We start from the raw sequence: 14,449 nt of genomic DNA on the forward strand, positions 1-14,449 counted from the left end.
GGCAATAATCTTGTTGTTTTTAGTTAATATTGTGATAACAACTAACAGGTTAATGAGCAGTAAACTAACGCATCACTTATTATGGGAACGGTTACGGGTTGGCGATAAAGATGCGTTTTTTGATCTGTATGCAGCGCTTTATTATCCACTTGTTAATTTCGGTATCAGGGTTTGTGCCGATGCCGATACTGCCAGTGAAGCTACAGATCTTGTTTTTACCACCATTTGGGAGAAACACGAAAGCTTAACCCGTGTTGATCATGTTGAAGCCTATCTGCGTACCTTTCTTAAGCGCAAATTGCTCAGGATATTGGAAAGAAAGCGCAAAATTAACGATGCGCTTTTTAATGCCGGGGCCGATGGCGATTGGATGGAAATGAGCTACGAAGAGTTTATTGTTAAGGTGCAAAGCGACGAACTGGTGCAGCATCAGCTCAAAAATGCATTGGAAAAACTCACCTTTAAGCAAAAACAGCTCATCCATTTAAAATTTTTTGAAGGTTTAAGCTATGAGCAGATTGCCGAACAAAGCAACCAGACGATAAAAACGGCGTATAATACCATTTACGATGCGCTTAAAATCCTGAGAAAAGAATTTAATACATAAAATTATTTACGAAGTTTAATTGCAGCAGTGAAAGAACTTCGTAAATCTTGATGAATAACCTGTCTTAAAACTTCCAAAGTCTCCCTTACGCTCAATCTCGTTATAAACTTCTCATTTGGACAGAAAATATGCGTTAACGATAGAAGCGGCATCCTTTTGGTGTCATCCTGAGCCGAGTCGAAGGAAAGCCAAAAGATACAGCGGATAGCGTGTTAAAACGCCCAAAAATAAACGGTACTTAAATCTACTAAGGGTCTTTTTATTTCCATAGTTTACCAGCTGTGGATAATTGAGAGTTTTTTATATTTTTGAAACGAACATTTCCGTCTCCGTAGGTGCTGTAGTCCCGTTATCCACTCCAATCTTTTTATTGCAGATAAACGGTATAGTTAATATTGTTTTAAGCAATAAAAAGGATTTTCGTTACTACCGGGTTTAGGAATAAGAGGCTTTGTGCTCCTTATACCTGTTTTGCACCCTGCAGCCCCAAATAGTAAAACAGACTGCGCCCCTAAACCTGATAGAAGCGGGCATTGAACACAGTGAGATAAAGCGGATAGCAGGACTATCAAACCCAAATGCTGCTGTAATTGCTTTCCCAAAAAAACTTGCAATTATTTAAGTAATAAAAATATCTGCCCTACCCTTTAGAACCTTTGAAAATACTATTCCTGCAAATTAAATTTCTTCATTGTGTTCTCATTCAGGGCACATATTCCGCTATATTAAAAAAAAGTTAAAATTTTCTTAGGAAAAAGTAAAGCTTTTGGGCACTGATATATAAAAGGCAAATGATAATGGTTGATAGAAGTAAATTCAATGCAGAAGATTTTCTTGTCGATAGCACTTTCCAGCAATATTGTGCCGGGACTGATAAGCTTTGCATTGGATATTGGGAAAAGTACATTAATGCCCACCCCGAGCAGGCTGCAGTAATTGCAGAAGCAAAAAAACTTTACGTGATATTGAGCGGGAATAAACGCCCATTAAATAAACAGACCGAGATTTTAAGGGGAAGTATGTTTCCTGAAGAAAAAGTGGTTAAACTGAACCGTTATTTATGGCTTAAAATTGCAGCGGCATTAGTTTTAGTGCTTGGTTCAGTGCTGGTTTATAACACATACTTTAAGCACAACAATACCGGAAATGCTGCACAGGAGGTTTATAGCTTTACTACAAAAAGCGGCGAGCGTAAAAAAATTAAGCTTCAAGATGGAACAACAGTACTCTTAAATGCCAAAAGCACTTTATCGGTTACAAAAGGTTTTAACGATCAATACAGAGAAGTTACCTTAACAGGCGAGGCTTTTTTTGATGTGGCTCACGATAAAAACAAACCTTTTAAAGTGCGCACAACCGATTTTAACATCAATGTATTGGGTACTGCTTTTAATGTAAAGGCTTATCCCGATGAAACAACTTCAGAAGCCACTTTAATCCGTGGCCTAATTACAATGGAAGGGGTAAATGGTAACGGTGGGACCATTACCTTAAAACCAAGCGAGAAAGTTACTTTTTACAAGAGTGTTGCTCAGCAGCAGAAAAGTAAATTACTTAAGCATGCCACCTTACAGCCCGAAATTACTATTAACCATTACACAAAGATTAAAGACAGCACCATTGTAGAAACAGCCTGGACACAGAACCGGATCGAAATTTACGATCAGGATTTTGATGAGATTAAGAATGTTTTAGAAAAATGGTATAACGTCGAAATTAAATTTACAGATCCTTCGATAGAAAAATACCGTTTTACGGCAACCATTACAAACGAAAGCATTGAAGAAGTTTTACATGCTTTAAAAGCAGCTGAAAATAATTTTAAATATGAGATAAAAGGAAAACAGGTAACCATCTCGAAATAGGAAGAAAAAGGACGGTGTTGGAGCACCGCCCTTGTAAATTTCTCTTTTGATTAATTAATGGCAGTTTATGCGCAAACAGATTGCTGCCAAGAACTTTATGCAACCAAAAAAACAAAAATATGATTTATTATTACTTACTGCAAGGGCGCCCAAAATATAAGGCGCTTCTAAAATTCATTATGCTAATGAAACTAGCCTGTATTATGGTTTTCATTACCTGTCTTAATGTTTCGGCATCGGTTTTTTCTCAGGAAAAAATTTCTTTAGATGTTAAAAAAACAAAGCTAGCCAGGGTTTTACAGATTATTGAACAGCAAAGCAGTTACCATTTTGTTTACAGTTCTTCTTATGTTCCGGTAAATAAAGACGTAAGTATTACGGTAACCAATACTTTGGTTACGGATGTGCTGGCAGCCATTTTAAACAGAACAAACCTGAAATATTCTGTTTCTGAAGGCGGCTTAATCGTAATCAGCAAAAATAAAGAAGTACCCATTAGTGGAACCGTAAAAGATGCCCTTGGAGGGGCTTTGCCTGGTGCAAGTGTGAGGGTTAAAGGAACTGGTATTGGCACTTCTACCGATATAAACGGGAAATTCGTCTTAAATGCCCCCGAAAATGCAGTTTTGGTGGTTTCTTATGCTGGTTTTCAAACCAGGGAAATTGCTATAGGCACGCAAAACAGTATCGATATCGTACTGGTAGAAGATACCAAACAGCTTACTGATGTAGTGGTTACTGCTTTAGGTATCAAAAAAGAAAGAAGAGCATTAGGTTATTCGGTTACACAGGTAAGTGGCGAAACGTTAACACAGGCCAGAGAAAATAATGTAGCCAACTCTTTAGTAGGTAAAGTAGCTGGTTTAGATATCAGTTCCACATCAGGCGGTGCTGGCGCAGCAACCAGTGTAACCATTCGCGGAGTTTCCAGCTTAAGCCAAACCAACCAGCCCTTATATGTAATTAATGGTGTACCGATGGAAAATAAACCGGTAGGTTTAAATAACCTAAATGCCAATGGCAACTCTGGTAGCCAATACGATAATGCACCGGATTTTGGGGATGCAGTTGGAAACTTAAATCCAGATGATATTGAAAGTATTTCAGTACTTAAAGGTGCTGCGGCTGCAGCATTATATGGTTACCGTGCAAAAGCAGGGGTAATTCTGATCACCACCAAAAGCGGAAAAGGGAATAGCATCGAATTTAATACCAATTACGTTGCAGAGCAAGTAATGGACAGAACCAACTGGCAGTACGTTTACGGACAGGGCGCCAATGGTGTAAAGCCAACTGATGCCGCTGCTGCTGCACAGGTAGGTGGATCGAGCTGGGGCGCCAGATTAGATGGTTCTAACGTGGTTCAGTTTGATGGGGTAAGCAGACCTTATACTGCACAGAAAAATAATATAGAAGATTTTTACCGTACCGGAGGCACATGGTCTAACACCCTGGCTTTGAATAAAAGTTTTGATGGTGGCTCCATCCGATTATCTGCCAACGATGTACACAATACTTCGGTTGTGCCTAATTCTGGTTTAAACAGGCAATCTTTTAATCTGGTAGGCACCTTTAACCCAATTAAACGCCTAACCATTGATGCCCGCATGAATTACATTTTAGAGCAGGCTAAAAACAGGCCGATGGTATCAGATGGTGCAGGTAATGCCAATTATAATGTGGCCTTTTTACCAACCAGTGTAAGTGTAAAAAACCTCGATCCTTGGAAAGATGCAAATGGAAATGAAATTCAGTACAATAAAGGCAATGCTTATGCCACCAATCCATGGTTTGCGGCAAACGAATTTGTAAACAATACCAAACGCGAACGTTTGATCAGCTCTTTTAATGCCCGCTATACTTTTGATAATGGTTTGTTTTTACAAGGTCGTGCGGGTCGCGATGCTTATAACGATACCTATAAAAATGTAGTGCCCTCGGGTACAGCTTATTATGCTCCCGGTAAAATTGTAGAGCAGGCCACCAAATTTGCAGATGTTAACGTCGATGTATTAATCGGCAAGCCCTTTAAAATAGACGAAGATTTCTCGATCACGCCAAATATCGGTGGCAGTTACCGTAGAACAAATATAACTCAAACGACCAATAGTGGTGCCGATTTTGCCGTAACGGGTGTTTATAACATTTTAAATGCGAAAAATAAATCAGTGGCTTATGTCACATCCGAAGCCGAAACACAATCTGTATATGGTACTTTAGAACTCACATATAAAGATATTTTGTATTTAACCGGTAGCGGACGTACCGACTGGTTTTCTACACTGGCAACACCTGGTAAAGACAATAAGTTAAATGTGGTTTATCCATCCATTAGTGGTTCATTTGTTTTTTCAGAACTTTGGAAACCATCATTCTTAAGCTTTGGTAAAGTTAGGGCAGGTTACGCAGTAGTTGGCCAGGCCACTGATCCTTATCAAACTTTGTTGACCTATAGTTTGAGAAGTGAGGTTTTGAACGGATTGCCATTGGGTACCATTTCGAATGTAAATATTCCTAATTCTGCATTAAAGGCTTCAAAAGCCTCAGAATTGGAGATCGGAACGGAAATGCGCTTCTTTGGAGACCGTTTAAACCTTGATTTTACCTGGTACAAAAAAATATCTAAAGATGAAATTACTTTTGTAACCACATCTACCTCAACAGGTTATAGTGGTGCGGTGTTGAACTCGGGCAAAATAGAAAATAAAGGGGTGGAGCTGTTGCTTTCTGGTCAGGTGGTAAAAAACAAAGATTTCGTATGGACTTCTTCTTTAAACGGATCGTATAATGATAACAAAGTAATCTCGCTTGCAGATGGTGTGACTTCAAATCTTATTGCCACTTCAAGATCTGGAGTTGGCTTTTTACAGAATATTCCGGGCAAAGCAGCCTCTCAGGTGATGGCTTATGATTATAAGTACGATGCATCAGGCAATATTATGCTCGGCGCAAACGGTGCCCCCCAACGTGGAGATCTTGTTGCATATGGCTCTGCCTATAATAAATGGTTTGCCGGCTGGAATAACGAGTTTAATTATAAAGGGGCAACATTATCATTTTTGATTGATGGTAAATGGGGCGGGAAATTATTTTCAGCTACCGATTATTATGGCTATGTATTTGGGTTACACCAGGCCACACTTGAAAACCGTGAAGCTTTAGGAAATACCGCTGCAGCTTATTATCAGCTTTCTGCAGATAACGTATCAAATAAATTTGTACAGGATGCTAGTTTCATAAAGTTCAGACAGATGACCCTGGGTTATAACTTTCCTGCCAAAATGTTCAATAACAAGATACATGGCTTAAATGTAAGTCTTGTTGGTCGAAATTTATTTATCCTGATGAAAAAGACAGATAATATCGACCCTGAATCGAGTTACAATGCCACTTTTCCGGGATTGGAACTGGGGGTGTACCGCCGGTTAGAACGTTTGGTGTAAACCTTAGTGTTAAGCTTTAATTTTAAACAGACAGAACAATGAAAACAAACATATTAAAAAAATATAGCCTGTTACTTTGTATCGGCATGTTAATGATCTCGGGTTGTACCAAAAATTTCGAGGATATCAATACCAACCCTTCTGCATATGGAGCAGCAACTTTTGATCCCAATTATACTTTAACTACTGCTCAGCTTACTTACACCGGGAGTATCGATTTCGCTTACGATACCTGGAGAGGAAATCTCATTTATTCATCAACCATGATGCAGGGACTTTCTACCGTGCTGAGTTATTGGGCGGGGATAAATATTTACTTAACGAGGGTTATACCGCAGCATACTGGGGCAGCACAACTGTTGGGGCTTACGTAGAGCAGGTTAAGCCGATTGTAGATATTGTTGAATTTACAAAAGGATCTCCTAAATATAATAACGTTCGGCAGGTGGCCCGGTTATGGAAAGCACTGATCTTTGAACGTATTACAGATTTATATGGCGATGCACCTTATTCAGAAGCAGGACAAGGTTATTACACAGGCAATTTGGCACCTAAATATGATAAACAACAGGCAATTTATACCGATTTGTTAAAAGAAGTAGAAGAAGCAACAAATGCATTGGATGTTAATGGAGATAAGGTTACAGGAGATGCCATTTACAAAGGAGATATCAATAAATGGAAAAGATTCGGAAATACATTATTGTTACGTATAGCCATGCGTTTAACCAAAGTAGATGAAAACACGGCTAAGGCTTATGCTCAAAAAGTTATTGGTAAAACGATGATTAGTAACGATGATAATGCCCTTGTTAAACATGATGTATCAGGTGCGAGAGTAACCCAGAATCGTAATAGTCAGGTACTGGCCGGCGATGGCGGACAAGAAAATTATTATGTGAAGTGGTCGCAGACATTTATTAATAAATTAAAAACAGCGAACGATCCACGTTTAGGAAAAGTTGCGGTTACAGGTCTTTATCTTGATGAAAACAGTAAAACACAAAATCCTAATTACAGTGCCGATCCGCTTTTACAAAAAGGAATGCCTAACGGAAAAGACCTGAGCGGTATAGCAGGCAGAGATGTGAGGCAAGATGCTTCCTATACAACTTTTGCTGCTTATTCATCACCAAACCCAGCAATGATTAAGAAAGACGGGGTAACTTTTATCTTAACCTATACCGAAAGTGAATTGTTATTGGCAGAAGCAGCACAAAGATGGGCAATTGGCGGATCTGCGGCGGCCCACTATGCTAATGGTTTATCTGCTGGTATCACTTTCTTATCGCAATACGACGCTAGCCTGGCAATATCGGGCACAATAGCCGACGCCTACGCCATCGCCAATCCATATATTCCGGCAAATGGATTAGAAATGATTAATACCCAATACTGGCTACATACATGTACCATGTTAGATTTTTACGAAACCTGGTCTAATTGGCGCAGGTCAGGTTTCCCGGCACTAAGCCCCGTAGTTTACCCCGGAAATGCTACTAATGGAACTATTCCCCGCCGTTTCCCGTATCCAGTAGAAGAGGCAACGAAGAACGGTGTTAACTATAAAGCCGCTTCTGCGGCTGTACCTGGCGGAGATAGTCTGACCGGTAGAGTTTGGTGGGATAAATAATTTATATCATCCCGGTTTTTACTGGCCGACATTGCTTATGCAGTGTCGGCTTTTTTGTTCCATTATTTTCTATTGTATTTTCATCAAACGTTTGCGTGAAACTTGCTTGGGTGTATGAAAAAGTTTAGTTTATCTTTAACTCAATATGCGCATCATCTTCAGTATTAAAACTGTGATATGCTTAACAGAATAAGCTAAACGCTACTTTATATTAATTCATTATTTACACATGAAAAGCATTCTATTTACGGTTGGTTTCATTATCACCGCTCAAAGCCTTTTATTCGGTCAAACCGACAGCACAGTTATTCAATCAGTGCCTAACATTAAAGAAATAAAGGCTGGTGATAAGAAAATTGTTTTCCCTCAAAGTCCGAAGGGTTATTCCTTGGTATTTAAGGGAAGTAACCGCACACCGATTATCGACGAATCTGGAAGCATAACTACTCCATTGGTGGCCACAAATGTAAACTTGTACTTCGAGCTGATTAGTCAGGTAAGTGATACAATAAAGTACGATGTATCCAAACAGATCGTTGTTCCGGGCAAATTCCCTGATGGAGGAGTTAACCCACAGCCTTTTGTAATCCCTGCTTTACGCGAATGGCATGGTGGTAAAGGCGATTTCTCTTTAACTGCAGCAAGCAGAATTGTTTTAAATACAGCGGATGAAAAACAGTTGCAGCGCGTTGCAAGTATTTTAAAACAAGAGCTGAAAGATCAATTAGGTTTTAACCTGTTAATTGTGAAAGGTAAGCCTAAGAAAGGGGATGTTTTTTTAACCTTAAACGTAAAGGATAAGAGCATTGGAGAAGAAGGTTATTACTTTAATACAGAAGATTTTGTTACCATTAGTGCTGTAAAATATCAGGGTTTATTCTGGGGAACCAGAACTTTATTGCAACTACTGGAACAGAAAAATGCTATTCCGAAAGGGTTGGCAAGAGATTACCCAGAGTTTAAAGTTCGCGGATTTGTGTTAGATGTAGGGCGTAAGTTCTTTAGCCTACAGTTTTTAAGAGATTATGTGAAATTTATGTCTTATTATAAATTAAACGATTTTCAGATCCACTTAAATGATAATGGTTTTAAAAAATATTTCAACGATAATTGGGCCGATACCTATTCGGCTTTCCGTTTAGAAAATACAACCTATCCGGGCTTAACAGCAAAAGATGGTTTCTATACCAAAAAGGAATTTATTGCTTTACAACAGCTAGCCGATAATTATGCTGTTCGTATTATTCCGGAAATTGATGCACCGGCACATGCACTGGCCTTTACCAAGGTGGTTCCCGAAATTGGTAGTAAAGCATATGGTATGGACCATCTCGATTTGCATAATCCACTTAGTTATACAGTTATCGAAAATGTGTTTAAAGAATATATTTCAGGCAGCACGCCGGTATTCACCGGTAAAGCGGTTCACATCGGTACAGATGAATATGCTAAAAAAGATGCAGAGGTTTTTAGGGCTTTTACCGATCGCATGATTAAATATGTAGAAGGCTTTGGAAAAGATGTTAGGCTTTGGGGAGCGTTAACACACGCAAAAGGTACCACTCCTGTAAAAGTAGAAAATGTGGTGATGAATACTTGGTATAACGGTTACGCTAACCCTGTTGAAATGAAGAAACTGGGCTATAAGCAAATCAGTACGCCTGACGGATGGCTGTATATTGTACCTGCAGCAGGATACTATTACGATTATCTGAATATTAAAAATCTTTATAACAAATGGACACCTTCTATGATCGGGAATGTTCAGTTTAAACCTGGCGATCCGACTATATTAGGGGGCTCTTTTGCGGTATGGAATGATATTGTAGGCAACGGAATTACAGAAAAAGATGTACACGACAGGGTATTCCCTGCCATGCAGGTATTATCACAAAAGATGTGGGGCGGCAGTAATACTACTTTAAAGTTCGACGACTTTAACGTTTTGAGCAAAAACATAGGAGAAGGCCCATCGTTAAATATAAGCGGCAAGCTATCTAAAAACGATATGCCATTTACAACCCTGTTTAATTTTGATAAAAAGGATAATCAAATTAAAACTACGAGAGCTGTTTACGCAGAAGGATATTCAAAAAATGCTTTGTCATTTTCAGGAAAAGATAGTTATGTCAGCTTACCATACACTGAAATAGGATATAATTATACCGTTTCGTTTTGGATAAACCCTGCCAGTAACAACTCGGATGGTGCAGTATTATTCAAATCGCCAAACGCTACTGTAAAATTAAGACAGACAGGTACTGGCAAACTTGGCTTTTCGAGAGAAGGTTACGATATTGATTTTGGATATGCAGTACCTGAAAATAGTTGGACACATGTAGTCATAACGGGAACCAACAAAGGCACCAGTCTTTACGTAAATGGTAAACTCGAAAAGCGATTGTATGATAACTGGATCACGTTTACAGACAAAGACAAAACGAAAGTACGTAAATCGGAAACTTTGTTTTTCCCACTTCAAACAGTTGGTGGATTTAACGGAAAGTTAGACGAATTACAAGTTTGGAACAAGGTACTGTCAGACGAAGAGATTCTGGCCTTAAAATGATAAAAAAGAATTAAATAATGCCCTCATCTCGATTGAATCAGTTTTCATCAGCCGACATCGCAATATGCATGTCGGCTTTTTTGTTCCCGCATTTTGAATAATATTTTAAGCAAACGTTTGTGCTGTAACAGTTTGAGACTTTGTTTCCTTATGCTTAAACTATATTTAAACTGTAATATTAAATAGTCGCAGATATTGGATTTGATTCCTTTTTATGAGTTAGTATCGGCTTATTAATCAAACGTTTGCGCGTTAATTTGGAAAAATATCTCCTTAATAAAACATTATCTTTAATTAACAAGCTACTGTATCTCACCTGTAATTTAATGGTTATTCACTTTTACTGCTGCGTAAGACTGTAGTTGTATTTTCTGGCGCTATACACAAATGATTTTTAATTAATATTTAACCCATTTAAACAAAAGAAAATGAAAAAAACAATTGCTTTACTCGTTGCTTCTTTAGCTTTTACAGTTTGTCTGTTTAGTAGTTTTACACCCGAAAAAGTAACTCTTTCGCCTAAAAAGGTTACGCGTCGGGGAGTGGTTACGGTTACAAAAAATTTCACTACCAGTAATGGCTTGGCTGCGGTGGCAACACTTCAGTATACTACCGGGCAGGTTTATTCGAGTATTACGGTAACCATACAAGGAGAGGGTAATGTTCCGTTAACTTCGGTATCCCATTCCTCAGGTCCAATTTACGCCGATACTTTCGAAGGTTATAAAGCTGGATCTTATTATGAATATTTTGTAGATGTATTGGTTACTGGAAATCCAACAATAGGCTGGCAGATTGGAGATGCAAGTGCCGAAGCCGTTGTAATTTAAGTTGCAACCCTAAATAAAGAGTCTACTGCTTCATTGCAGCAGTTTTTTGCAGAACCGGCATTGCCAAAAGCAATGCTGGTTTTTTTATGGTAACATTTCTAATGCGCTTTTTGATTAACGCTACAATAGTTTGATATTTAGAAACCAAACCAAAACAATGAAATTCAGATTTATACTCGCTACATTTTTAAGCATGAGCATTTTTGCATATGCACAACAAGAACCAAGAAAAAGCCAATCAAAAGAAACCGTAACCACTACCCAGGTTACCGTTAAAGATGAACCTAAATCTTCAGCAAATGAAAGAACTATTAAAGTGGAGAGCTCGGTAGTTACCAATCACAGTGTAAATATCGATGGCAAGGCTGTTCCGTATAAAGCCACTACGGGTACTTTGCCAGTTTGGGATGAAGATGGAAAACCGATTGCAGGTTTGTTTTATACTTATTACGAACGTAGTGATGTGCAAAATCGCGATAAGCGACCTTTAGTAATCTCTTTTAATGGTGGCCCTGGTTCAGCTTCAGTTTGGATGCACATTGCTTATACCGGTCCCGTGGTTTTGAATATTGATGACGAAGGTTATCCCGTACAGCCCTATGGTTATAAAGAAAATCCATACTCTATTTTAGATGTGGCAGATATTGTATATATCGATCCGGTTAATACGGGTTATTCAAGAGCGGTGAGCAAAGATATTCCAACCAATAAATTCTTCGGTGTACGTGCCGATATTAAATATCTGGCTGAGTGGATCAATACTTTTGTAACCCGTAATAACCGATGGGCCTCTCCAAAATTTTTAATCGGCGAAAGTTATGGCACCACACGTGTTTCGGGTTTAGCTTTAGAGCTGCAAAACAGTCAGTGGATGTATTTAAACGGTGTGGTATTGGTTTCGCCAACCGAACTTGGTATTGAACGTAGTGGCCCAGTTGATGCCGCTTTACGCTTACCATATTTTGCAGCTACAGCCTGGTATCATAAGGCACTTGCGGCCGATTTACAAAGCAAAGATTTAACGGCTATGCTTCCTGAAGTGGAAAGTTTTACCATTAGCGAATTAATTCCTGCTATTTCGCAGGGTGGGATGTTGAGCGCCGATAAAAAGAAAGCCATTGCCTCAAAAATGGCCCGTTACTCTGGTCTTTCAGAAAAAGTGATATTAGATTATAACCTCAACGTACCAACCGATTTCTTTTGGAAAGAATTATTGAGAGATAAAGGGTTTACTGTTGGTAGGCTAGATTCGCGCTACCGTGGTATCGATAAAATGAGTGCCGGCGAAGGGCCCGATTATAATGCAGAGCTAACCTCTTGGTTGCATTCCTTTACGCCAGCCATCAATATGTACATCCGCAACGAGCTCAACTATAAAACCGATTTGAAATACAATATGTTCGGTTCTGTATACCCGTGGGATAAATCTGGAGATCAAACCGGCGATAATCTCCGCCAAGCCATGGCACAGAATCCTTATCTGCATTTATTGGTGCAATCAGGTTACTATGATGGGGCCTGCGATTATTTCAATGCCAAATATAGCATGTGGCAGCTAGATGCATCTGGTAAACTTCAGGATCGCATGAGCTGGGAAGGTTACCGTAGCGGACACATGATGTATTTACGTAAAGATGATCTGAAAACGGCCAATAACCATATCCGTGAGTTTATTAAAAAAGCATTACCAAAAGCAGGAGAGGCCGCGAAGTTCTAAAATTTTAGAGTTGACAAATTCTTATGCAGATTGCTATAATTTGTCAAACTCTTTTAGGTTTATTAGGAGCGCAGTTGCAGTGCAATAATTAATGTTCGTCCTGCTTTACATTACAAGTCCGCACTCGTGCCTCGTTTGCGGGCTTTTCATTTCAATCAGGGCTAGGTAGGTTAGGGCGGTGGCATGGAAACCCCTCATCGTGGCAGGAGCAGCTGTAATCTAAACCCGACCCTAGTGGATGCTCCCGATTTAAGCACTGTTTTTTTGTTTTTATGGTGTGCTTGCTTGTTTTACAGGTTTCATCGGAGCAGAAGCGGGGGCGGGGGAGAACCAAACCAAAGTACTGCTGCAATTGCTTTCCAAATCATATCATCTTTTTAGTACAGAAAGAATTCTTTGTGCATCGCTATTGCTTTTCAACTTATTAAGAGCGCAGGCGCAGTTCAATAATTAATGTTCGTCCTGCTTTACATTACAAGTCCGCACTCGTGCCTCGTTTGCGGGCTTTTCATTTCAATCAGGGCTAGGTAGGTTAGGGCGGTAGCACGGAAACCCCTCATAGTGGCAGGAGAGAGAGCAGGACGAAACCAAAGTACTGCTGCAATTGCTTTCCAAATCATAAAGAATAACTACTTGTGATAGCCATTTGTCAACACGTTGAAGCGATTTCACCCTCCCAAAACTGCAAACAAAAAACTGTTCACTGCAAACTAAAAATAATTACTTATTTTTGTGGTTCAATTATGCAGCAAATAAAAACATCATTCGATTTTGAAAAACCTATTGCCGATTTAGTTCAGCAGATAGAAAAGGTTAAGCAAGTTGCGGAAAAAACTAAGGTAGACATGTCTGCCACTTTAGACGAGCTTGATGGTAAATTAGATGAAACTACCAATAACTTATATAAAAATTTAACCGGTTGGAACAAGGTTCAGATGAGCCGTCACCCAGATCGCCCGCAAACCCTCGATTATATCAATATGATCTGCGATGATTTTATTGAAATGCATGGCGATAGAACGGTTAAAGATGATAAAGCAATTATTGGCGGTTTTGCTTCTATAAATGGTCAAACGGTAATGGTTATCGGTCACCAAAAAGGTAAAAATACCAAAGAGCGTCAGTTTCGCAATTTCGGTATGGCCAACCCTGAAGGTTATCGCAAAGCATTGCGTTTAATGCGTTTGGCAGAAAAATTTAATAAACCTGTTATTTCTTTTATCGATACTATGGGTGCTTACCCTGGTTTAGAAGCCGAAGAACGTGGACAAGGTGAAGCTATTGCAAGAAACTTATTGGAGATGTCTGTTCTACGTGTACCGATTATCTGCATTGTTGTAGGTGAAGGTGCTTCTGGAGGTGCTTTGGGTATCGGTATCGGCGATAAAGTGTACATGTTAGAGCATACCTGGTACTCGGTAATCTCTCCTGAATCTTGCTCATCTATTTTATGGAGAAGCTGGGATTTTAAAGAGAAAGCCGCTGAATGCTTAAAATTAACTTCTGATGATATGTTTGGAAACAAACTAATTGACGGCATTATTCCTGAGCCACTTGGAGGTGCACATCAGGATCCGGAATTGATGGGCAAAACATTAAAAGAATATATTGTTAAAGATTTAGCCGCTTTAGGCAAACTAAAAACCGATAAACTGATTGAACAGAGAATTGATAAGTTCTGTGCGATGGGTGTTGTAAACGAATAATCATTAACTAAAATAAATTTGAATCCTGTTTGGCAATGCTGAACGGGATTTTTTTTGTTAGAAGATTAAATTAAAATCT

At 39.1% G+C, this 14,449-nt stretch carries 9 protein-coding genes; all 9 read left to right on the forward strand.

Going from position 1 to position 14,449, the window contains the following annotated elements:
* Window positions 1-52: 52 nt before the first annotated feature.
* The 9 genes from H9N25_RS23505 (at window position 53) to H9N25_RS23540 (ending at window position 14,370) form a co-directional block, all read left to right on the forward strand.
* The gene (locus H9N25_RS23505; RefSeq protein WP_190327427.1) at window positions 53-607 is read left to right on the forward strand and encodes an RNA polymerase sigma factor; all 555 of its coding nucleotides are present in this window, start codon (window positions 53-55) and stop codon (window positions 605-607) included.
* A gap of 797 nt (window positions 608-1,404) precedes the next feature.
* The gene (locus H9N25_RS23510; RefSeq protein ID WP_190327428.1) at window positions 1,405-2,472 is read left to right on the forward strand and encodes a FecR family protein; all 1,068 of its coding nucleotides are present in this window, start codon (window positions 1,405-1,407) and stop codon (window positions 2,470-2,472) included.
* Between the two features lie 185 nt (window positions 2,473-2,657).
* Complete coding sequence (locus H9N25_RS23515) at window positions 2,658-5,915, forward strand: SusC/RagA family TonB-linked outer membrane protein (protein ID WP_223833502.1); 3,258 nt, start codon at window positions 2,658-2,660, stop codon at window positions 5,913-5,915.
* A gap of 38 nt (window positions 5,916-5,953) precedes the next feature.
* Window positions 5,954-6,289, forward strand: a complete 336-nt coding sequence (locus H9N25_RS24815; protein ID WP_223833503.1) for a hypothetical protein — start codon at window positions 5,954-5,956, stop codon at window positions 6,287-6,289.
* Window positions 6,211-7,548 carry a SusD/RagB family nutrient-binding outer membrane lipoprotein gene (locus H9N25_RS23520; protein ID WP_223833504.1) on the forward strand — a complete coding sequence of 446 codons (1,338 nt, stop codon included), beginning with the start codon at window positions 6,211-6,213 and terminating at the stop codon, window positions 7,546-7,548. Before H9N25_RS24815 ends, H9N25_RS23520 begins: the two co-directional genes overlap by 79 nt.
* A gap of 229 nt (window positions 7,549-7,777) precedes the next feature.
* A complete protein-coding gene (locus H9N25_RS23525) occupies window positions 7,778-10,117 on the forward strand; it encodes a family 20 glycosylhydrolase (RefSeq protein ID WP_190327429.1) in 2,340 nt (779 codons plus the stop codon).
* Between the two features lie 428 nt (window positions 10,118-10,545).
* A complete protein-coding gene (locus tag H9N25_RS23530) occupies window positions 10,546-10,947 on the forward strand; it encodes a hypothetical protein (RefSeq protein ID WP_167296478.1) in 402 nt (133 codons plus the stop codon).
* A gap of 157 nt (window positions 10,948-11,104) precedes the next feature.
* Window positions 11,105-12,664: a S10 family peptidase gene (locus tag H9N25_RS23535; RefSeq protein WP_190327430.1), complete on the forward strand. Its 1,560-nt coding sequence runs from the start codon at window positions 11,105-11,107 to the stop codon at window positions 12,662-12,664.
* 743 nt (window positions 12,665-13,407) lie between these two features.
* Window positions 13,408-14,370 carry an acetyl-CoA carboxylase carboxyltransferase subunit alpha gene (locus H9N25_RS23540; protein WP_167296479.1) on the forward strand — a complete coding sequence of 321 codons (963 nt, stop codon included), beginning with the start codon at window positions 13,408-13,410 and terminating at the stop codon, window positions 14,368-14,370.
* The last annotated feature ends 79 nt before the right edge of the window (window positions 14,371-14,449 follow it).

This window comes from Pedobacter riviphilus (genome assembly GCF_014692875.1).
Lineage (GTDB): Bacteria > Bacteroidota > Bacteroidia > Sphingobacteriales > Sphingobacteriaceae > Pedobacter > Pedobacter riviphilus.